At 63.6% G+C, this 19,682-nt stretch carries 20 protein-coding genes; 14 read left to right on the top strand and 6 right to left on the bottom strand.

Features of this window, described 5'->3' with window-relative positions; genetic code table 11:
• Positions 1-60 precede the first annotated feature (60 nt).
• From ACGYLX_RS11365 to ACGYLX_RS11330, 8 genes are all read left to right on the top strand, one after another.
• Positions 61-1,302 (top strand): NAD(P)/FAD-dependent oxidoreductase, encoded by a 1,242-nt coding sequence (locus ACGYLX_RS11365; RefSeq protein ID WP_394449531.1) that lies wholly within the window; start codon positions 61-63, stop codon positions 1,300-1,302.
• Positions 1,303-1,340: 38 nt separating this feature from the next.
• Positions 1,341-2,330: a TRAP transporter substrate-binding protein gene (locus tag ACGYLX_RS11360; protein WP_394449529.1), complete on the top strand. Its 990-nt coding sequence runs from the start codon at positions 1,341-1,343 to the stop codon at positions 2,328-2,330.
• A gap of 76 nt (positions 2,331-2,406) precedes the next feature.
• The gene (locus tag ACGYLX_RS11355; RefSeq protein ID WP_394449528.1) at positions 2,407-2,931 is read left to right on the top strand and encodes a TRAP transporter small permease; all 525 of its coding nucleotides are present in this window, start codon (positions 2,407-2,409) and stop codon (positions 2,929-2,931) included.
• A 4-nt stretch (positions 2,932-2,935) separates the two neighbouring features.
• The gene (locus tag ACGYLX_RS11350; protein WP_271688758.1) at positions 2,936-4,246 is read left to right on the top strand and encodes a TRAP transporter large permease; all 1,311 of its coding nucleotides are present in this window, start codon (positions 2,936-2,938) and stop codon (positions 4,244-4,246) included.
• A 12-nt stretch (positions 4,247-4,258) separates the two neighbouring features.
• Positions 4,259-5,194: a hypothetical protein gene (locus ACGYLX_RS11345; protein ID WP_394449527.1), complete on the top strand. Its 936-nt coding sequence runs from the start codon at positions 4,259-4,261 to the stop codon at positions 5,192-5,194.
• On the top strand, positions 5,187-5,915 hold the full coding sequence (locus tag ACGYLX_RS11340; RefSeq protein ID WP_394449525.1) for an allophanate hydrolase subunit 1: 729 nt from the start codon (positions 5,187-5,189) through the stop codon (positions 5,913-5,915). Before ACGYLX_RS11345 ends, ACGYLX_RS11340 begins: the two co-directional genes overlap by 8 nt.
• A complete protein-coding gene (locus tag ACGYLX_RS11335; protein ID WP_394449523.1) occupies positions 5,912-6,943 on the top strand; it encodes a biotin-dependent carboxyltransferase family protein in 1,032 nt (343 codons plus the stop codon). The genes ACGYLX_RS11340 and ACGYLX_RS11335 overlap by 4 nt, the downstream gene beginning before the upstream one ends.
• Entirely contained in the window at positions 6,940-7,707 is a 768-nt protein-coding gene (locus ACGYLX_RS11330; protein WP_394449521.1) for a LamB/YcsF family protein, read from the top strand. Before ACGYLX_RS11335 ends, ACGYLX_RS11330 begins: the two co-directional genes overlap by 4 nt.
• On the opposite strand, the gene ACGYLX_RS11325 is transcribed toward ACGYLX_RS11330, so the two are convergent.
• Positions 7,704-8,573: a branched-chain amino acid aminotransferase gene (locus ACGYLX_RS11325; protein ID WP_271688753.1), complete on the bottom strand. Its 870-nt coding sequence runs from the start codon at positions 8,571-8,573 to the stop codon at positions 7,704-7,706. The two genes, ACGYLX_RS11330 and ACGYLX_RS11325, sit on opposite strands and share 4 nt — an antisense overlap.
• 171 nt (positions 8,574-8,744) lie before the next feature.
• On the opposite strand from ACGYLX_RS11325, the gene ACGYLX_RS11320 reads away from it, so the two are divergent.
• The 5 genes from ACGYLX_RS11320 to dxs all read left to right on the top strand — a co-directional run bounded on the left by ACGYLX_RS11320 (position 8,745) and on the right by dxs (position 13,166).
• On the top strand, positions 8,745-9,257 hold the full coding sequence (locus tag ACGYLX_RS11320) for a MarR family winged helix-turn-helix transcriptional regulator (protein ID WP_394449519.1): 513 nt from the start codon (positions 8,745-8,747) through the stop codon (positions 9,255-9,257).
• Complete coding sequence (locus tag ACGYLX_RS11315) at positions 9,254-9,955, top strand: response regulator (RefSeq protein WP_067264987.1); 702 nt, start codon at positions 9,254-9,256, stop codon at positions 9,953-9,955. Before ACGYLX_RS11320 ends, ACGYLX_RS11315 begins: the two co-directional genes overlap by 4 nt.
• A gap of 108 nt (positions 9,956-10,063) precedes the next feature.
• On the top strand, positions 10,064-10,306 hold the full coding sequence (locus ACGYLX_RS11310) for an exodeoxyribonuclease VII small subunit (protein ID WP_067264990.1): 243 nt from the start codon (positions 10,064-10,066) through the stop codon (positions 10,304-10,306).
• A gap of 8 nt (positions 10,307-10,314) precedes the next feature.
• Positions 10,315-11,196, top strand: coding sequence for a polyprenyl synthetase family protein (locus ACGYLX_RS11305; protein ID WP_394449517.1), 882 nt, complete (start codon positions 10,315-10,317; stop codon positions 11,194-11,196).
• A gap of 41 nt (positions 11,197-11,237) precedes the next feature.
• Positions 11,238-13,166 (top strand): 1-deoxy-D-xylulose-5-phosphate synthase, encoded by a 1,929-nt coding sequence (dxs, locus tag ACGYLX_RS11300; protein WP_394449515.1) that lies wholly within the window; start codon positions 11,238-11,240, stop codon positions 13,164-13,166.
• On the opposite strand, the gene ACGYLX_RS11295 is transcribed toward dxs, so the two are convergent.
• The 5 genes from ACGYLX_RS11295 to ACGYLX_RS11275 all read right to left on the bottom strand — a co-directional run bounded on the left by ACGYLX_RS11295 (position 13,163) and on the right by ACGYLX_RS11275 (position 18,422).
• Positions 13,163-13,756 carry an exopolysaccharide biosynthesis protein gene (locus ACGYLX_RS11295; protein WP_394449513.1) on the bottom strand — a complete coding sequence of 198 codons (594 nt, stop codon included), beginning with the start codon at positions 13,754-13,756 and terminating at the stop codon, positions 13,163-13,165. The genes dxs and ACGYLX_RS11295 overlap by 4 nt on opposite strands.
• A 26-nt stretch (positions 13,757-13,782) precedes the next feature.
• Positions 13,783-14,637, bottom strand: coding sequence for an SDR family oxidoreductase (locus tag ACGYLX_RS11290; protein ID WP_394449798.1), 855 nt, complete (start codon positions 14,635-14,637; stop codon positions 13,783-13,785).
• Positions 14,638-14,780: 143 nt separating this feature from the next.
• Positions 14,781-16,664 (bottom strand): polysaccharide biosynthesis protein, encoded by a 1,884-nt coding sequence (locus tag ACGYLX_RS11285; protein ID WP_394449511.1) that lies wholly within the window; start codon positions 16,662-16,664, stop codon positions 14,781-14,783.
• A 242-nt stretch (positions 16,665-16,906) separates the two neighbouring features.
• Positions 16,907-17,518: a sugar transferase gene (locus ACGYLX_RS11280; protein WP_394449509.1), complete on the bottom strand. Its 612-nt coding sequence runs from the start codon at positions 17,516-17,518 to the stop codon at positions 16,907-16,909.
• 10 nt (positions 17,519-17,528) lie between these two features.
• Entirely contained in the window at positions 17,529-18,422 is an 894-nt protein-coding gene (locus ACGYLX_RS11275; RefSeq protein WP_394449507.1) for an NAD-dependent epimerase/dehydratase family protein, read from the bottom strand.
• A 141-nt stretch (positions 18,423-18,563) separates the two neighbouring features.
• On the opposite strand from ACGYLX_RS11275, the gene ACGYLX_RS11270 reads away from it, so the two are divergent.
• Positions 18,564-19,682 carry a polysaccharide biosynthesis/export family protein gene (locus ACGYLX_RS11270; RefSeq protein WP_394409483.1) on the top strand — a complete coding sequence of 373 codons (1,119 nt, stop codon included), beginning with the start codon at positions 18,564-18,566 and terminating at the stop codon, positions 19,680-19,682.

Here is a 19,682-nt window from a genome sequence, read left to right as displayed (position 1 = left end):
GTAAAAGATGCCCCAAAGGAAACAAGCCATGACCCAACGCGAAATCGAAAGCCACCACCCATGAGCCAGCATGTCGTCGTTATCGGCGCCGGGATTGTCGGCGTCTCTGCCGCGATCTGGCTGCGCCGCGCCGGGGCGGAGGTGATACTGGTCGACCGGGCCGAGCCGGGGCGCGGCACCTCGCATGGCAACGGTGGCGTGCTGGCGGCGGCGGGCGTCGCGCCGGTGACCGGGCCGGGCCTGCTGCGCAAATCGCCGGGGATGCTGCGCGACCCCGAGTTTCCGCTGTTCCTGCGCTGGCCCTATCTGCCCCGCCTGCTGCCATGGCTGCGCCGCTACATGGCCCACGCCAATGACCGCGATACCCGCCGCATCTCTGCCGGGCTGGTGCCCATCGTGAGCGACAGCGTGGCGCAGCACAAAGCCCTCTGCGCCGATCTGGGGCTGGAGGACTGGGTCCGCGACAGCGACTACTGCTTTGCCTATACCAACCGCGCGGCCTTTGAGGCTGAAGCCTACACATGGGCGCTGCGCCGCGAGGCGGGTTTCGAGCCGGAAATCATCGAAGGCGGCGCGGTCAGGGAATTTGACCCGGCCTATGGTCCGCAGATCACCTGCATCGCACGGCTGGCCGACCACGGCTTCATCGCCGACCCCGGCGGCTATGTCCGGGCGCTGGCCAAAGCCTTCGAGAAGATGGGCGGCACCATCCGGCAGGCCGGGGTGCAGGACGTGGCGATCACCGACGAAGAAGTCACTTCGGTCCTCACCGATCAAGGCTCCCTGCCCTGCGATGACGTGCTGCTGGCGACTGGTGTCTGGTCGAAACCGCTCATGCGCAAACTGGGGATCAACGTGCCGCTGGAATCCGAACGCGGCTACCACATCGTCTTCAAGGATGCCGAGGGCGGCCCGTCGCGCCCCACCATGATGGCGGCGGGCAAATTCGTCGCCACGCCCATGGCCGAAGGGCTGCGCTGTGCCGGGATCGTCGAGTTCGGCGGGTTGGAAGCGGGCGCGTCCAAGGCGCCGCTCGCCCTACTGCGCCGTCAGGCCAAGGCCGCCTTTCCGCATCTCACCGCCAAGGAAGAGATCGAATGGCTGGGGCACCGACCCGCCCCCAGCGACTCGCTGCCCCTTATCGGGCAGATCGGGACGAGCCGGGTCTACACTGCCTTCGGGCACCATCACATCGGGTTGACGGGCGGGCCGAAAACGGGCCGACTGATCGCCGGATTGATCACGGGGCAGACGCCAAACACGGATCTGACCCCGTATCACCCCCAACGCTTCGACGGATGACGCCAAGCGTGGGACTGCAACAACAAGGGAGAAACCATATGACACTGACAGCAAGACTGATGGCCGGCGCGGCCATGACCGCCCTGACGCTGGGCACCGCGATGCCCGCCTTCGCGGCCGAGAAATGGGACATGCCGATGGCCTATTCGGCCTCGAACTTCCACTCCGAGAACGGCGTGCAATTCGCCGAATGCGTGGGCGAGAAAACCGGCGGCGAGATCGAGATCACCGTACACCCGGGCGGCGCGCTCTTTGCCGGCGCGGATATCAAACGCGCGATCCAGACCGGGCAGGTCCAACTGGGCGAGCGTCTGCTCTCGGGCCACCAGAACGAGAACGCCGTCTTCGGCTTTGACTCCATCCCCTTCCTCGCGCCCTCTTTCGAGGCCAGCGCGCAGCTTTGGGAAGCCGCCAAGCCCAAGGTTGAATCCGTGTTGGAAGAGCAGAATCTCGTCCTGCTCTATAACGTGCCTTGGCCGCCGCAGGGTCTCTATTTCAAGAAAGAAGTCGACTCGGTCGAGGACATGAAGGGCGTAAAGTTCCGCTCCTACAACAACACCACCGCGCGTCTGGCGGAACTGACCGGCATGTCCCCGGTGACCATCGAAGCTGCCGAAGTCAGCCAAGCCTTTGCCACGGGCGTTGCAGAGTCGATGATCTCCTCGGGCGCTACTGGCTATGATCAGAAAGTCTGGGAAAGCCTGACCCACTTCTACGAAGTCGACGCATGGCTGCCGCGCAACTACGTGATGGTAAACGCGGATGTCTGGGCAGATGTCTCTGATGCCAACAAGGAGGCGATCACCACCTGCGCCACCGAGGCCGAAGAGCGCGGCCTGCAAGCCTCCAAGGACTACACCCAGTTCACCTATGACGGGCTGCGCGAAGGCGGCATGAACGTGGAACCGGCCAGCGAAGAGCTGATGTCGGGCCTGCGCGAAGTGGGTGAGACCATGACGCAAGAGTGGCTCGAAGCCGCGGGCGAAGACGGTCAGGCGATCGTCGACGACTACAAGGCGATGCAATAATCACGAAACCTGCGGCGGCCCGTCACCCGGGCCGCCGTTCTCATGCCCGGGCATGACTTGACGGAGGGAGAGCCGCATGAAGGCGCTGCGCAGACTATTGGACGGGCTATATACCGGGGCGGGGGCGCTTGCCGCGCTCTGTCTGGTGGCCATCCTTACCTTGATCGTGGCCCAGATGGTCGCCCGCTGGACCGGCAATGTCTTTCCGGGCGCTGCCAGCTATGCGGGCTATGCCATGGCCGGGGCCAGTTTCCTTGCCTTCGCCAATGCGCTCAACCGCGGCTCGCATATCCGCGTGTCGATCCTGCTTAACGCGCTGAGCGCGGGCGGGAGGCGGCTGCTGGATATCTGGTGTTTCGCCGTGGCGGCTGCGGTCGCGTGGTACTTTACTTACTACGCCTATTGGTTCGTCTACTGGTCGTGGAAGTTCAACGAAGTCAGCCAAGACCAAGACGCCACCGCACTCTGGATACCGCAATCCGTCATGGTCATCGGCGGCGGCATCCTTGCCATCGCGCTGACCGACAATCTTTTGCACCTCATCTTCAAGGGCGACCACCGCGTCACCCGTGACCTAGTCGATCAAAGCTTCGGGGAATGACGCCATGACCGAGATCTATGCCATTACCCTGTTTCTGATCGTTCTCTTCTTCCTCCTCGGCACCGGTGTCTGGGTTGGCCTCGCCCTGATGGGCGTGGCCTGGGTCGGGATGGAGCTTTTCACCACCCGCCCCGTGGGCGACGCCATGATCACTACGATCTGGGCCAGTTCCTCAAGCTGGACGCTGACCGCGCTGCCGCTCTTTGTCTGGATGGGCGAAATCCTCTACCGCACGCGGCTATCGCAAGACATGTTCCGCGGGCTGTCGCCCTGGCTCGCGAAACTGCCGGGCGGGCTGGTGCATACCAATATCGTCGGCTGCACGGTCTTTGCCGCCGTCTCGGGCTCTTCCGCCGCGACGCTCACCACCGTGGGCAAGATGTCGATCCCCGAACTGCGGGCGCGCAACTATCCCGAAAAGATGATCATCGGCACGCTCGCGGGTGCGGCCACGCTGGGGCTGATGATCCCGCCGTCGCTGGCGCTGATCGTCTACGGTGTGACGGTGAACGAAAGCATCACCAAACTCTTCTTCGCGGGCGTCCTGCCCGGGCTGCTGCTGGCGCTGATGTTCATGGGCTATGTCGCCGTCACCAGCATGTTGTCGAAGGATTGGAACCCCGATGCGGAGACCGGGATGAGCTTTGGCGAAAAGCTGCGCAACTCGCGTTTCTTGCTGCCGGTCTTTGCGCTGATCACGGTCGTGATCGGGTCCATGTACCTCGGTTTTGCTACGGCGACCGAGGCCGCCGCCATCGGGGTCATCGGCTCGCTGACACTGGCGCTGTTCCAAGGCTCGCTGAACTGGCACAGTTTCCGCGAGAGCCTGATGGGCGCGATGCGCACCTCTGCGATGATCGCGCTGATCCTCGCGGGCGCGGCTTTCCTGAAACTGTCGATGGGCTTCACCGGCCTGCCCCGCGCGCTGGCCGACGGGATCGCGGCGATGGAGCTGTCGCGCTTCGAGCTGCTGATGGCGCTTTTGGTCTTTTATATCGTGCTGGGCATGTTCCTCGACGGCATCTCCTCGGTCGTGCTGACCATGGCCGTGGTTGAGCCGATGGTGCGCAGCGCGGGCATCGATCTGATCTGGTTCGGCATCTTCGTGGTCGTGGTCGTCGAAATGGCGCAGATCACCCCGCCGATTGGCTTTAACCTTTTCGTGCTCCAAGGCATGACCAACCACGAGATGGGCTATATCACCAAAGCCGCGCTGCCGATGTTTGCCATCATGGTCTTCATGGTCTTTGTGCTGATCTGGTTCCCCGAGGTGGCGACATGGCTGCCCGAAAACCTGCGCAGCGCACCGGTTTAGCGGTGAAGGGCCATGCGCTATATGCTGAGACTGGCTTCGCGCCATGCGCGGGCCTGCCTGATCGTCGGGCTGCTGTCGGGGCTGGCCCTGCCCGGCGTCGCGGCGGTGCTGGCCGACTGGCTGCCGCAGTTGGTGGCGGCGCTGCTGACGATCACCGCGCTCAGGATTGGGCATCGCGCGGCGCTTGGAGCGGTGCGCGATCTCATCTGGGCGTTGGCCTCGGTACTGGCTTTGCAGACGTTGCTGCCCATGCTGCTGTTCGGGGTCTTCGTCCTAGCCGGGCTGGGGCAGACGCCTGCGGCATTGGCCGTGACGCTTGCCGCGGCGGCCCCGGCCCTGACCGGCAGCGTGAACCTCGCCCTGCTGATGCGACTCGACGCGGGGCGGATGATGCAGCTGATGGTGTTGGGCACCGCCGCCTTTCCCCTGACCGTCTTGCCGGTGCTGGCGGCCCTGCCGCAACTCGGCCCGGCTTCGGAAATCGCGCTTGCCGCCCTGCGGCTCTTGGCGGTGATCCTTGGCGCGACGGGGCTGGGCTTTGCCCTGCGTCATGTCTTTCTGCTTCATCCCACCCCGCGCCAGACCGAGGCGCTGGATGGCGCGTCGGTGCTGGCCTTCTCGGTCATCGTGGTGGGATTGATGGCGGCGTTGAACCCCGCGCTGGGCAGCGATCCATGGGCTGTGGCGGGCTGGACGGGGCTGGCCTTCGCCCTAAGCTATCTGTTGCAGGCGGGCACGTTGCTGCTGACCCGGCGTGGCCCGCTGCGCGCCGTGGCCGGACCACTGGCGATCGGCGCTGGCAACCGCAATATCGCGCTGTTTCTCGTGGCGCTGCCTGCGGATGTCATCGCGCCGCTGATGATCTTTATCGGCTGCTGGCAACTGCCGATGTATCTGACCCCGGTGCTGCTGCCGCGCCTTTACGAAAGGATGCTTCGCAATGACTGACTGGCCCCGCATCCGCAGTGTCGGCCTCTCTGGCCTATTGGTCACCTTTGCCGAGAAGATGTCCGAACCCGCCAACCGCGCTGCCCTCGCCTTTCGCGCGGCGGTGGAGGAACAGGACTGGCCCGAGGTGAGTGAGACGAGCACCTCGCTGGTGTCGACCTTCGTGCAATTCGAGGTCTCCCAAGAAGCCATTACCAAGATGACCGACCGCCTGCACGATCTGCTGCAAACCCGCGATTGGTTCGCCGAAGCCCTCCCCGCCGGGCGCAGCCTGTGGCATGTGCCGACGGTCTATGGCACCGACCTCGCCCCGCAAATGGAGGAGGCCGCCGAGGCCGCGGGCCTCAACCCCGATGCGGCAATTGCCGAGCTGTCGCAGTCCCGCGTGCGGGTGCTGACCATCGGTTTCGCCCCCGGTCAGCCCTATATGGGTGAACTGGCGCCCCATTGGGACATCCCGCGCCAACAGGGGCTGACGAAGTCGGTGCCACCGGGATCGCTGGTGGTGGCGATCCGGCAGTTGATCATCTTCACCAATGCCTCCCCCACCGGCTGGCGGCACATCGGGCAAACCGCCTTTCGCACCTTCCGCCCCGGCAGCGATATGCCCTTTCCGCTGTCCCCGGGCGATGAGTTGATCTTCCCATCCATCACCCGGCAAGAGTTCGACCGCATCGCCGACGACCCCACCGGCGGCGCGGAGCGGGAGGCGCTGGCATGAGCGGCACGTTGACCATCCTTCAAGCCGGTCCAGCCATGACCATCCAAGATCTTGGTCGCCCCGGCTATCGCGCCGTTGGCCTGACCCACGGCGGCGCGGCGGACCCGACCGCCCTGCACGAAGGGGCCGCCTTGCTGGGGCAAGACCCCAACAGCGCCGCGCTGGAGATGGCCGGGAGCGGCGGCAGTTTCGAGGTCGATCAGGACACCCGCATCGCCCTGACTGGGGCGCAGATGCAGGTGAGCATCGACGGCGAGCCGGTCGCGTGGAACGCCAGCCACCTCTTGCCCGCCGGGGCGAAGCTGACCATCGGCGGCGCGCGGGACGGGGCCTATGGCTACCTCCATGTCGGCGGCGGGTTTGACGTAGCGCCGGTGATGAACGCGCGTGCCAGCCATCTGGCCGCTGGCATCGGCGCGCTGCTGCAAAGTGGTGAGACCCTGCCGCTGGGGGTCGATAAGGGCGGCGAGTCGAGCCTCACCCTGCCCCGCGAGAGCCGGTTCGGGGCGGAGAAGGTGCGCATCGTCGCCTCCATGCAGACCGATGCCTTCGACGAGGCAACCCGCCAGCGGTTCACCGAAACCACCTTTCGCCGTGATCCGCGCGCCAACCGCATGGGCGCACGGATGGATCATGACGGCGAAGGTTTTGCCACCGGTGGGCAGTTGACCATCGTGTCGGAGGTCATCACCCCCGGCGACATCCAGATCACCGGCGACGGCGCGCCCTTCGTGCTGATGTGCGAATGCCAGACCACCGGCGGCTACCCCCGCATCGGCACGGTGATCCCCTGCGACCTGCCCATCGTGGCGCAGGCGCAGCCGGGGGCAGCGCTGCAATTCGCGTTCGTCGACCTCGACGAAGCGCTGGCCGCCGAGACGCGCCACCGCGCCGACCTCGCTGCCCTGCCCAAGCGCCGCCAGCCGCTGTTGCGCGACCCGGCGCGGATTCGCGACCTTTTGGGCTATCAACTGATCTCCGGCGTGGTTTCGGCCACTGCCGACCCATTCGAGAAGGAGCAGACATGACCACCGTCGATCTCAACGCCGACATGGGCGAAAGCTTTGGCCCTTGGAAAATGGGCGACGACGCGGCGCTTCTGCGCGTCGTAACCTCGGCCAATATCGCCTGTGGCGGGCATGCGGGCGACGCCGATGTCATGGCGGCGACGATGCACATGGCCCATGAAAACGGCGTCGGCATCGGCGCGCATCCGGGGTTCATGGATCTTGCCAGTTTTGGCCGCAACCGCCTCTCAGTGCCGCGTGGCACCTTGCAGAACCAGATCCGCTATCAGGTCGCCGCGAGTGTCGGCATGGCGCGCAGCGTTAGCGCTGAGGTACGCCACCTGAAACTGCACGGCGCGCTGGCGAATATGGCGTCGGAGGATGAGGAACTGGCCCGCGACCTTTATGAGGCGGCGCTGAGCGTGGCGCCCGACCTCATCGTCATGGTCCTTGCTGCCACGGCGCAGGAACGGGCGGTGAAATCACTGGGCTGCAAATGGGCCGGGGAGATTTTCGCCGACCGCGCTTATAACGACGACGCGACGCTGGTCGACCGCAGCAAGCCCGGCGCGGTGATCCACGACGCGGAAACGGCAGCGGCGCGGATGGTTGAAATGGTGAAGGCAGGCGCGATCATCACCGAGAGCGGCAAGCACATCCCCAGCCGGATCGACACGATCTGCCTGCATGGCGACACCGCAGAGGCCGTTCAAATCGCAACCGCCGTCCGCAAGGGTTTGCAGGACGGCGGCGTAACTTTGGCAAAGTTCAGCGGCAGCGTTTAGCTGCGCACCAGCTTTTCATAGTCCAAGGCGATCTCACGAGTCAGCGCGCCGACCTCAAAGTTCCAGTCGCCGATCTGACCCACCGGGGTCACTTCGGCGGCGGTGCCGGTCAGCCAGCACTGCTCGAAACCTTCCAGTTCCTCGGGCATGATGTGGCGCTCGTGGACCTTGATGTTCTTCTCGCGCAGCATGTCGATGACGGTCTGCCGGGTGATGCCGTTGAGGAAGCAATCGGGCGTCGGCGTGTGCACTTCGCCATCCTTGACGAAGAAGATATTCGCGCCTGTCGCCTCGGCCACATAGCCGCGGTAGTCATACATCATCGCGTCCGAGCAGCCCTTCGCCTCGGCCGCATGTTTGGACATGGTGCAGATCATATAGAGACCCGCCGCTTTGGCATGGCTCGGGATCGTCTCAGGCGAGGGGCGCTTCCATTTGGAGATGTCGAGCTTGGCGCCCTTCATCTTGGCGTCACCGTAATAGGCACCCCATTCCCATGCCGCGATGGCCATGCGGACCGGGTTGCGGGCCGAGGCGACACCCATGTCTTCGCCCACACCACGCCAAGCGACCGCACGCACATAGGCGTCTTGCAGACCCGAGGCGGCGAGGACTTCGGCCTTGGCAGCTTCGATCTCATCAATGGTGTAGGGGATCTCAAAGTCGATCATCTCAGCCGAGCGCTTGAGCCGCTCGGAATGCTCCCGGCTTTTGAAGATTTTGCCGTTATAGGCGCGCTCGCCCTCGAACACCGAAGACGCATAGTGCATCGCATGGGTCAGGATGTGGACATTGGCCTCGCGCCAATCCACCATTTCGCCATCCATCCAGATGTGCCCATCCCGGTTGTCATATCCGCCTGCCATGGTGTTTCCCCTCCAAATGACGCGCTATCTTTTCAAAAATTGCGCAACAATCGGCAGATGCAGACATTTAATTGCGCAAAACACGAGATTCGATAGCCTTTCACTATTGGAATGTCAACAACGCTGACGTAAACTGATCCCCAACAGGCCCGAGAGAGAATGAGACTTACTATGGCTGACGGGCGCATGATGGCCCCTAGCAGCGGCGACAGCCTGCTGTTTTTGACGGACGAACAACTGCGGCAGGGGATCGAGGCGATGTTCTTTGCCTATCGCGGTTTCACTGCCGATCCCGACCGGATTCTGGCCGATATGGCCTATGGCCGCGCGCATCACCGCGCCATCCACTTCATCAACCGCGCCCCCGGCACGACGGTGAACAACCTGCTCAATATCCTTGGGGTCACGAAACAATCGCTCAACCGTGTCTTGCGCACGTTGATCGCCGATGGTCTGGTACAGAGCAAGGTTGGCCGCAATGACAAGCGCGAGCGGCATCTGTTCCTGACCGACGAGGGTCGCAACCTGGAACAGGAGCTATCAGACGCTCAGCGCGCGCGCATGCGGTTGGCCTTTCGCACCGCCGGACCCGAAGCCGTGGCCGGTTTCAGAACGGTATTGGAGGCCATGATGGACCCCGAAATGCGCCAGAGCTTTGACCGGCTGCGCGAAAGCGCCCCATGAACGATCTCGACCCGCACCTGCTGGTCGTCGACGACGATGAGCGGATCCGCAGCCTGTTGAAGAAGTTCCTGATGCGGAACGGCTTTTTGGTCAGCACGGCCCGCGATGCGGCCCATGCGCGGCGGGTGCTGGCGGGGTTGGAGTTCGACCTCATCGTGCTTGACGTGATGATGCCCGGCGAAGACGGCATGGCCCTGACCCGCGCTTTGCGCGAAACTCTGCAAACGCCGATCCTGTTGCTGACCGCCAAGGGCGAGACCGACAACCGCATCGAAGGGCTGGAGGCTGGGGCGGATGACTACCTGCCCAAACCCTTTGAGCCGAAAGAACTGCTGCTGCGCATCAACGCCATCCTGCGCCGAATGCCCGACACCTCTGCCGCCGACACCGCGCCAAAGGTGCTGTCGCTCGGCGTGATCCGCTATGACATGGAGCGGGGCGAAATGTGGCAGGGCGACGATCTGGTGCGCCTCACCGCGACCGAGGTGCAGCTGATGAAAATCTTCGCCGCTCAGCCCGGTGTCGCGCTCAGCCGTGCCAAATTGGTCGAGGAACTGGGCCGCGACCGGGGGCAGGCGCAGGAACGCGCGGTCGATGTTCAAATCACCCGCCTGCGCCGCAAGATCGAGAGCGATCCGAAACAGCCGCAATACCTGCAAACCGTGCGCGGCGCGGGCTATATGCTGGCCCCGGACTGATCCGGCCCTTTCAGCGAAACACATAGGTAAAATTCATGGGGCCAGCCCGCTGGCAATGCGCGGCGCGAAGTTCTATTGTCGCGCGAAATTCCGACAACGAGGCGCGCAATGTCCGACACACCCGTAGAAGAGATGAACTTTGAGACCGCCATGGCCGAGCTTGAAAAAGTCTTGGGCCAGCTTGAAAACGGCAATGTCGCATTGGACGAGAGCATCGCGCTTTACGAACGCGGGGCCAAGCTGAAGGCACGCTGCGAGACCAAGCTGAAAGAGGCCGAAGAGAAGGTCGCCGCGATCACGCTTGACGGCGATGGCAACCCGAATGGGCTGAAACCCGTCGAAGGGCTTTGACCGCCCACATGCAAGAGATCACCCCCCGTCCCTTGGCAGAGGCGCTCACCCATGCCCGCGATCTGTCGCAAGCGCAGATCGACACAGCACTCGGCGCGCATGACGGCCCTGTGGCCGAGGCGATGCGCTATGCCTGCGGCGGCGGCAAGGGGCTGCGCGGCTTTCTGGTGATCGAGTCCGCCCGGCTGCACGGCATCGCCCCCGGCATGGCCGCCCCTGCGGCGGCAGCTATCGAGGCGCTGCATGCCTATTCGCTGGTGCATGACGACCTGCCCTGCATGGATGACGACGATCTGCGCCGGGGCCAGCCCACAGTGCACCGCAAATGGGACGAGGCCACCGCCGTTCTGGCCGGTGACGCGCTGCAAACGCTGGCCTTTGAACTGCTCGGCAAAGCGCCCTGCCCGGCGGAGGCACGGCTGACCTTGATGACCAGCCTCGCCCAAGCGGCAGGCGTCGGCGGCATGGTCGGCGGCCAAGCGCTGGACATCGCCGCCGAAACCGCCCCCGCACCGCTGTCGCTGGCCGAGATCACGGCGCTTCAGGCGGGCAAGACCGGTGCCTTGATCGAATGGTCCGCCATGGCCGGGCCACGGATGGCGGGTGCCGATGCCACCGCCCTTGGCGCTTACGCCAAACACCTCGGCCTCGCCTTTCAGATCGCCGATGACATTCTCGATGTCGAAGGCGACGCCGAAACGGTGGGCAAGGCGGTCGGCAAGGACGACGCGGCGGGCAAGGCCACTTTCGTGTCCCACCTTGGGCTGGTCGGGGCCAAGACCCGCGCCGCCGAATTGGTGGACATGGCCTGCGACGCCCTATCTGAATATGGACCAGAGGCGCAGAGCTTGCGAGCCGCTGCCGCCTTCGTTATTGCCCGCGACAGCTAGCCGGGCGGCACATGCGCCAATGCGGCACCAGAGAGGCCCCGATGAGTGACAAACCCGCCACACCCCTGCTTGATCAGGTCACCCGCCCTGCGGACCTGAAACACCTGTCCGATGCCGAACTGACCCAAGTCGCGCGCGAATTGCGGGCCGAGACGATCTCGGCCGTGTCGGAAACCGGCGGGCATCTTGGCGCGGGGCTTGGCGTGGTGGAACTGACCGTCGCTTTGCACGCGGTTTTCGACACGCCGCGCGACAAGATCATCTGGGACGTCAGCCACCAATGCTACCCGCATAAGATCCTCACCGAACGCCGCGACCGTATCCGCAGCCTGCGCATGAAGGACGGGTTGTCGGGCTTCACCAAACGCAGCGAATCCCCCTACGACCCCTTTGGCGCGGCGCATAGCTCGACCTCGATCTCAGCCGCGCTCGGCTTTGCCGTGGGCCGCGATCTGGGTGGTGTGATCCCCGAAGGTCTGGGCGACGCGATCGCCGTGATCGGCGACGGCGCGATGAGCGCCGGTATGGCTTACGAGGCGCTTAACAACGCAGGCGATCTGAAGAAACGCCTGATCGTGATCCTCAACGACAATGAGATGTCCATCGCCCCGCCGGTGGGTGCGATGTCGAGCTACCTCAGCCGCCTCTATGCCGAAGCGCCGTTCCAAGATTTCAAAGCCGCCGCCAAGGGCGCGGTGAGCCTGCTGCCCGAACCCTTCCGCGAGGGGGCCAAACGGGCCAAGGACATGCTCAAGGGCATGGCTGTGGGCGGCACGCTCTTCGAGAACCTCGGCTTCTCTTACCTCGGTCCGATCAACGGGCATGACATGGACCAGTTGCTGCCCGTGCTGCGCACCGTTCATCAACGTGCCACCGGGCCGATCCTGATCCACATCCAGACGCAAAAGGGCAAGGGCTACGGCCCCGCCGAAGCCGCGCGGGATCGCGGCCATGCCACGGCCAAGTTCAACGTGGTGACGGGCGAGCAGAAAAAAGCCCCCTCCAACGCGCCGAGCTACACCCGCGTTTTCGCTGACAGCCTACTGGCCGAGGCCGCCGAGGACGACAAAGTCTGCGCCGTGACTGCCGCCATGCCCGATGGCACCGGCCTTGACCTTTTCGCCGAACGCTACCCCAGCCGCTGCTTCGACGTGGGCATCGCTGAGCAACACGGCGTGACCTTCTGCGCGGGCCTCGCCGCGGCGGGAATGAAACCCTTCTGCGCGATGTATTCCACCTTTTTGCAACGCGGCTACGACCAAGTCGTGCATGATGTGGCAATCCAGCGCCTGCCGGTGCGTTTCGCCATCGACCGCGCCGGATTGGTCGGCGCTGACGGGCCGACCCATGCGGGCGCCTTCGACGTGGCCTTCCTTGCCAACCTGCCGGGCTTTGTCGTCATGGCAGCCGCAGACGAGGCCGAGTTGCGCCATATGGTCGCCACCGCTGCCGCCCATGACGAGGGCCCCATCGCCTTTCGCTATCCGCGGGGCGAAGGCCGCGGGGTCGAAATGCCGGAGCGCGGCACGCCGCTGGAAATCGGCAAGGGCCGGATGATCCGCGAAGGCAGCAAGGTCGCGCTTTTGTCCTTCGGCACGCGTTTGGAAGAGGTCGAGAAGGCCGCCGAACAGCTTCGGGCCAAGGGCATCACCCCCACCATCGCCGATGCCCGCTTCGCCAAGCCGCTGGACCGTGAGATGATCCTCAAGCTCGCCCATGACCACGAGGCGCTGATCACCATCGAAGAGGGCGCCGTGGGCGGTTTCGGCAGCCATGTCGCACAGCTGCTGGCGGATGAGGCGGTGTTCGACAAGGGGCTCAGGTTCCGCTCCATGGTGCTGCCCGATACCTTCATCGATCAGGCCAGCCCGGCGGATATGTATGCCGTGGCGGGGATGAACGCCGAACAGATCGCCGCCAAGGTGCTCGAAGTGCTGGGGATCGGTGACTTGGACGCGCAGCGCGCCTAACTGGCGGCGGTTAGCACCAGCAGGCCGCCCGCAACCAAGGTGATCACCACACAGACATAGCCCAAAAGCACGAAAAGCCCGTCGCGGGTGAACAGCCCAAACACCAAGAGGGCAACGGTTCCCGCCCCCAGCGATGACATCATTGGCAGCACCTCCATAAAGGGCCAGCCGAGCGGGATGATCGTGACCACCACCAGTGTGATGAACCGCATCGGCCCGGTGGTGAGAAACTGAAGGCGCGGCTTGCAACGCCCGTCGACGAAGGCGCAAGGGCGGCGCAGAAAGCGCACGCAGCCGCTCAACCGATGGCCTGCGACCTCGCGGCGCAGCAGAAATTGCGGCATCCATAGCCTGCGCCGCCCGGTCACCGCCTGCACGGCCAGCAGGATGATTGTCACCGCCGCGAGGGTCGAGACGCCGGGAATGCCCGACAGGGGTGAGACCAGCAGCAAGGCGACGATCAGGATCAGAGGGGTGATCGAACGGTCCCCGATCTCATGCAGCACGTCGTTGATCGACACCGCCTCCCTCTCTGCCGCGCGCTCCATGCTATCCAGCAAATGGGCCAACGTGTGTTCGTCTTGACGCATTCAGTGCCTCTGGCAGTGCCTCGGATTCAGTCTTCCGCCTCCAGCAGCGCGGCCAGACCAGAGCGGTAATCGGGATAGATCGGTTGCCAGCCCAACGCCGCCTTGGCGTGATCGTTCCGGACCTTCTTGCTCTCCGCGTAAAAGCTGCGGGCCATGGGGGTCATCTCGGCCTTGTCGAAGTCCACCGCCAGGGGCAAGGGCAGGCCCAAAAGCGCAGCGGCATGGCCGATCACATCCTGCGGCGGGGCCGGATCATCGTCACAAAGGTTATAGATCGCCCCCGGCTGCGGCTTGGCCAGCGACAGGTGCAAGGCTTGGGCGATATCCTCCACATGAATACGCGAGAAGACCTGCCCGGGCTTGATGATGCGCCGCGCCGCACCTTTGCGCACCTTGGCGAATGGCCCGCGCCCGGGGCCGTAGATGCCCGCGAGCCGAAAGATATGCAGCGGCAGGCCGGGGATCGCGCCCCATGCCGCCTCGGCCTGCACCCGCGCCGCGCCGCGCCGGGTGGAGGGGGTGAGCGGTGTCGTCTCATCCACCCAATCGCCCCCATGGTCGCCGTAAACACCGGTGGTCGACAGATAGCCGACCCACCGCAAATGGGGGGCCGCTGCGGTGATTTCATCCTGCAGATCCAGCAGAACCGGATCCCCCTCCGGCCCCGGCCCGGCAGAAACCAACAAGTTGGGCACCTCTTGCAAAAGCGAAGACAGATCGCTGCCGGGCCAGAGCATCGGCTCCACCCCCGTTGCGGCAATCTCATCCAATTTTTCACGGCTGCGGGTCGTGCCAATGATGCGCCAGCCCTGCGGGAGCAACCGGGCCGCCAAGGCCCGCGCGCTATAGCCATGACCGAGGGAAAGAAGCGTTTTATCCATACCGCCAAAGTGGCCCGCATGGGCCGCAATCACAAGCGGCAAGCGGTGGATTTACTCTTTCAGGAGGTCGATCCGCTGCGATCATTAGAGCCTGCGCGACTAACCCCGGCGCTCCGCTGGTAGCGAGACTACCATGCACTTCGCTATGAGGACTTTCGCAACGCCTCAGGCGGGGCGAACCCTTCGACCCAGCGGTAGACCACTTGACGCGCCAGCGCTTCGTCATTCCCCACAAGCGCTTCACGGAGGTCTCGCAGGGCAGAGGCGATTTCGAGTTCGTGCAGCCCGTTTTCCCGCGCGGAATAGATTTTGGGATGGGCCGTATTGATCAGCAGACCGCTCAACGTGAGTTCTTCGGTCATCTTTTCGCCGGGGCGCAGACCGGTGATCTCAATCTCGATATCGCCATCGGGGTTGTCTTCGTCCCGCACGGTGTAGCCGGCGGTCTCGATCACCTGCCGGGCCAGTTTGAGGATCGGCACGGGTTTGCCCATGTCCAGAACAAAGACCTCGCCCCCTTGGGCCAGCGATCCGGCCTGTAGGACCAAGCGCACGGCCTCTTCGACCGTCATGAAGTAGCGCGCCACCCCGCGGTCCGTCACCGTCAACGGGCCTCCGCGGCTGACCTGCTCTTGGAACAGTGGCACGACCGACCCGGAGGACCCCAGAACATTGCCGAAGCGGACCATGGAGAAGATGACACCGCCCGGGCCGCCATATTTGCGCGCCATATCCTGAATGACGAGTTCGGCAAGGCGCTTGGACCCGCCCATGATATTGGTCGGGCGCACGGCCTTGTCGGTGGATACGAGGATGAAACGCTCCACCCCCGCCCGGGCCGCCTGTTCGGCCAGAGCATGGGTCCCGAGGACATTGTTCACCAGCCCCGACAACGGGTTCGCCTCGACCAAGGGCACATGTTTATAGGCCGCGGCATGAAGAACCACATTGACCCCGTGTTGCGACAGCACTTTGCGCAGCTGCCGGGTATCCGTCACCGTTCCCAAGACCGAGACGATTTCGATATCGCTGCCCTCGGCCAACTGGCGGATCTCCATGTCGGCATTATAGAGGGCCAGTTCGCTCAACTCGAAAAGCACCAGTTTGGTGGGCCGACAAAGCAACACTTGGCGGCACAGTTCCGACCCGATGGAGCCCCCTGCACCCGAGACGAAAACCACTTTACCCGCATAGCTCTCGCCCCCTTCGTTGATCATAGGGGTGACCTCATCCCGGTTCAAAAAGCGGCTCGGAGAGACGGGGGAGAGCTTGTCGACCAAAGCCTCTTCGCCGATCAGCTGCGCGAAGGAGGGGAGGGTCTGCACCTCAAGACCTAGCTTCTCCAACCGCCGGGCGATCTGGGCCTGTTTGGGGGTGCTGAGCGAAGGCACGGCAAGCAACACGCGGTCGATCTGCTTTTCGACGGTAAGTTCAGCGATGCCCCGTGGAGAATAGACCGGCAGCTTCGAGACGTTGAGCCCCTGAAGCGCGATATTGTCATCAACAAAAGCAATCGGTTCGATCGTTTCATGGCCGCGCAGGGCCGAAACCAGTTGCGTCCCCGTGGTGCCTGCGCCGTAGATCAAAACGCGGCACCGCGCGTCGCCCGTCCGGTAGATTTGCAACACGATATGCAACAAGATGACCCGCGACAGCACCACCAGAGAGAAAAAGATCGCCCCAAACATCACATGAACGCCGATTGGGAAATCCAGTCCCAGAAGGGTCGCGCCCAGCAGAGATACGGCCGCAAGGATAGTCCCGAGTATTGCGGTGCTTCCGACCGCTGCGGTCTCGTAGGCGTTGAGTTGTGTTGTGCAAACCCCCAAGCGGATCGACACGATGATACCGACAATCAGGGTGAGAGGTAGCGTGAGGGCGTAGCTGAAAAAGGCATCGAGGAAGGGTTCAGGCAATCCGCGCACCGCCAGCGCGAGGACGGCAGCCAGCAGGATCAAACAGGAATCGAGCGTCAGCATGATTACGCGCTTTTGCCGCTTGGTCAGCGACTTGATAATGCTCAACATGCGCCGCTCCCCTGTTTACGGCTGTATTCGAGAATGCACTGCGTTCCCCACCTGCGCACTACCATCTTCTGTCCTTGGCGCCGATGCACCACACTACGGGGGAAAACGGCCAAACGCGCATAATACATCGCCATCCGAATCTACAATTGCTTAAATATGCAGCAAACAATGCCACGCTTTGGTTAACAAAACCAATTCTTAACACATGTGCTCAGCGGCGTCTCGCCCGACGACTGAAAACGTTAACCACGGCTGAAGAAGTTCTGGACGGTTTGCAGCATCAGGGCAAAGTCAAAACAGATGCTATGATGGCGCTGATAGATCAGATCAAGCTGCGCCTTACGCGGGACGCAAGTGCGACAATAGACACGATCGGTCTCTGCGGCGGTCTCGCAGCGTGACAGCAGCCGTTCTTCATGTTTGTGAAAGCGGATCGTGGCCAATCCGGTCACGCCGGGCCGGGATTTCAGGACTTCGGCATAGACCTCGGGGAAACGCTCAACATATTCGCGCAGCGGCGGGCGGGGGCCGACAAAGCTCAGATCACCGCGCAGGATGTTCCACAGCTGGGGAAACTCATCCAAGCGCCGCGCCCTGAGCCATGCGCCCGTGGGGGTGATCCGCGCGGCCTTGTTGCCGCCCGACACGCCCTGATCCTCTTCGGCCACCGTCATCGTGCGCAGTTTCCAGAGCTTGAAACTCTCTTCCGGCGTTTTCATCCGCTCGGCCACATGGAAAAGTGGCCGCCCCTCTTTGACCAGCAGCCAGACCAGCAACCCCAGCAGGATCGGCCCCAAGATGACAACGAGAAGGCTGGCGAAGAACAGATCGAAAATGCGCTTGCGCAAAGTCATTGATGGGTCTTCATCGTTTGTTCATATCCTGCTGCCATTCATGCACCAAACCGGCGGGCGTTTGAGTTTCTGGCGTGAAATCGACGTGGCGTTCAAGTGCATTCGTATCCAGCCGCACCTCGGGAATGGCAGCGGCAGGGGCGGGTTTGGGCTGCCACGCCAGCCCCGCCGCATCCAGCAACGCGCCCATTTCCACCGCGCCGGGGGCCGCGATGTTCAGAATGGGCGGCAGTTTGTCTGCTCGGCAGAGCGCGTGCAGCACCCGCGCCAAGGTCACCGGCCCGATGTAACTGCGGCTTGGCGTGCGACCATTGGGGAAGCGATCAATCTGCATACCCGGCCGCCAGCCCCCGAGGATCGCATCCGCCCCCGCTACGTTGCCGATCCGTAGCGCAGTGACTGCGGTCTCGCCGCTCGCCTCTTGCACCGCCTTTTCCATCGCAAGCTTCTGCCTGCCGTAATCCGACAGCGGAGCGCAGGACAGTTCCTCTTGCAGCGGGCCGTCCTCTGCACCGTAGACCGCCGCCGATGAGGCGACGAGAAGCCGCGGGACCCCCGCCGTTTCTGCCAGTTTCAGCGCAGCTATGGCCAGGGTGGCGTTATCTTTTAAGGTGGCACCCCTAGCCCCCGCCCGGGCTGGCGTCACACCCGCCAAAGAGATGATCGCTCTTGCCCCACGCGCGGCTGCGAGGGCCGCGTCGCTTGGGCTCTCTTCTGCATCTGGCAAATCGAAATCATAAAAACCGGGCCGCGGCTCTCTCGACTGGCTGCGCAGCGCCTCCGGCTCTGGCCAATGACGGCGCAGCATGCCGCCCAGCCGCCCCGTCGCGCCAAGCAAAAGCACATCGCCAGATGCCAACCCCCTGCCCGAAGCCGCATTGCCCATTGAAATCATTGACGCCATAGGTTCAGTCATTATCCTGCCGAATTAGAATTGTAATCATAGGCCGTGCAGGCAGTATCCTGCGAGACCCGTTATTTTACATTAGACATTGATCAAATACCCCGGTTTGCCGGTAAAACATTCGGAAGCGATGCGCATCTTATGAAGCACCTCAGCAAGCTGTTCCTCTCGATCCTGCTGGCATCTTCTCTCGCGGCCTGCGCAAACCTTCCGCGCGGTGCCGCCATTCAGAAAGAGGTGACACGGGCGGCGGAGACGCCGGATGCGGATATCGCTGTCTATCCGGTGACCCATGCCTTTCTGCCCCATGTCGCCCAATGGCCCCGTACCGATAGTAAGCGCCATAGTTGGATCGGCGCCAGCCGGGGGTCAAATGCCCAAGTCATCCGCCCCGGCGATCGGCTGGACCTTTTGGTCTGGGACAGCGGCGATAACTCCTTGCTGACCTCGCCGGCTCAACAAGTCGCCACCCTGCCCGGCATTCGCGTCTCGGAAAGCGGGACCATTTTCATGCCCTATATCGGCAAGGTCAAAGTCTCTGGCCGCACACCGGATTCGGCCCGTCAATTGCTTCAACGGCAGCTTGAGGGGATCGTGCCCTCCGCACAGGTACAACTGGCAATGACCGAAGGGCGCGGCAATTCGGTGGACCTCGTGGGAGGGGTCAACAAGCCCGGCAACATCCTGATGCCAGACAACAACTTCACCGTTCTCGCTGCAATCTCAGCTGGCGGCGGCGTGCTCTCCAGTATCGAAAACCCGCAGGTCAAACTGCTGCGCGGCGCCAATATCTATACCACCTCGATCGACCGGCTTTATGAGAACCCAAGCCTCGACACCCGGCTGATCGGGGGCGATAAGCTGATCATCGAAGATGACCGCCGCTACTTCCTGTCGCTAGGTGCCGCCGGGCGCGAGGCACAGTTTCCCTTCAACCGCGACGAAGTCTCGGCGCTGGACGCATTGGCAATCATCGGCGGGGTGAACGAATCCCGCGCCGATCCCGAAGGCATCCTGATCCTGCGCGAATATCCCGCCAGCGCGGTGAGTGCGGGCGTGCGCGGCCCGCGCCGCACGCGGGTGGTGTTCACGCTGGATCTGACCACATCCGACGGGCTGTTCTCGGCGCGGAATTTCCACATTCAATCCGGCGATCTGGTGCTCGCGACGGAAAGCCCGCTGTCGGACACCCGCACCATTCTGGGCCTTGTCGGTTCGGTCTTCGGGCTGGTGAATACCGCCGGAAACCTCAGCAACTGA

The organism is Sulfitobacter sp. 1A13496 (assembly GCF_043557225.1).
Classification (GTDB): domain Bacteria; phylum Pseudomonadota; class Alphaproteobacteria; order Rhodobacterales; family Rhodobacteraceae; genus Sulfitobacter; species Sulfitobacter faviae.
This window is presented reverse-complemented; position numbering and strand designations above follow the sequence as displayed.

Excerpts from the sequence above, each read along its gene's own strand:
- ACGYLX_RS11365 (WP_394449531.1), top strand. The coding sequence starts at position 61 with ATGAGCCAGCATGTCGTCGTTATCGGCGCCGGGATTGTCGGCGTCTCT.
- ACGYLX_RS11360 (WP_394449529.1), top strand. The coding sequence starts at position 1,341 with ATGACACTGACAGCAAGACTGATGGCCGGCGCGGCCATGACCGCCCTG.
- ACGYLX_RS11355 (WP_394449528.1), top strand. The coding sequence starts at position 2,407 with ATGAAGGCGCTGCGCAGACTATTGGACGGGCTATATACCGGGGCGGGG.
- ACGYLX_RS11350 (WP_271688758.1), top strand. The coding sequence starts at position 2,936 with ATGACCGAGATCTATGCCATTACCCTGTTTCTGATCGTTCTCTTCTTC.
- ACGYLX_RS11345 (WP_394449527.1), top strand. The coding sequence starts at position 4,259 with ATGCGCTATATGCTGAGACTGGCTTCGCGCCATGCGCGGGCCTGCCTG.
- ACGYLX_RS11340 (WP_394449525.1), top strand. The coding sequence starts at position 5,187 with ATGACTGACTGGCCCCGCATCCGCAGTGTCGGCCTCTCTGGCCTATTG.
- ACGYLX_RS11335 (WP_394449523.1), top strand. The coding sequence starts at position 5,912 with ATGAGCGGCACGTTGACCATCCTTCAAGCCGGTCCAGCCATGACCATC.
- ACGYLX_RS11330 (WP_394449521.1), top strand. The coding sequence starts at position 6,940 with ATGACCACCGTCGATCTCAACGCCGACATGGGCGAAAGCTTTGGCCCT.
- ACGYLX_RS11325 (WP_271688753.1), bottom strand. The coding sequence starts at position 8,573 with ATGGCAGGCGGATATGACAACCGGGATGGGCACATCTGGATGGATGGC.
- ACGYLX_RS11320 (WP_394449519.1), top strand. The coding sequence starts at position 8,745 with ATGGCTGACGGGCGCATGATGGCCCCTAGCAGCGGCGACAGCCTGCTG.
- ACGYLX_RS11315 (WP_067264987.1), top strand. The coding sequence starts at position 9,254 with ATGAACGATCTCGACCCGCACCTGCTGGTCGTCGACGACGATGAGCGG.
- ACGYLX_RS11310 (WP_067264990.1), top strand. The coding sequence starts at position 10,064 with ATGTCCGACACACCCGTAGAAGAGATGAACTTTGAGACCGCCATGGCC.
- ACGYLX_RS11305 (WP_394449517.1), top strand. The coding sequence starts at position 10,315 with ATGCAAGAGATCACCCCCCGTCCCTTGGCAGAGGCGCTCACCCATGCC.
- dxs (WP_394449515.1), top strand. The coding sequence starts at position 11,238 with ATGAGTGACAAACCCGCCACACCCCTGCTTGATCAGGTCACCCGCCCT.
- ACGYLX_RS11295 (WP_394449513.1), bottom strand. The coding sequence starts at position 13,756 with ATGCGTCAAGACGAACACACGTTGGCCCATTTGCTGGATAGCATGGAG.
- ACGYLX_RS11290 (WP_394449798.1), bottom strand. The coding sequence starts at position 14,637 with ATGGATAAAACGCTTCTTTCCCTCGGTCATGGCTATAGCGCGCGGGCC.
- ACGYLX_RS11285 (WP_394449511.1), bottom strand. The coding sequence starts at position 16,664 with ATGTTGAGCATTATCAAGTCGCTGACCAAGCGGCAAAAGCGCGTAATC.
- ACGYLX_RS11280 (WP_394449509.1), bottom strand. The coding sequence starts at position 17,518 with ATGACTTTGCGCAAGCGCATTTTCGATCTGTTCTTCGCCAGCCTTCTC.
- ACGYLX_RS11275 (WP_394449507.1), bottom strand. The coding sequence starts at position 18,422 with ATGGCGTCAATGATTTCAATGGGCAATGCGGCTTCGGGCAGGGGGTTG.
- ACGYLX_RS11270 (WP_394409483.1), top strand. The coding sequence starts at position 18,564 with ATGAAGCACCTCAGCAAGCTGTTCCTCTCGATCCTGCTGGCATCTTCT.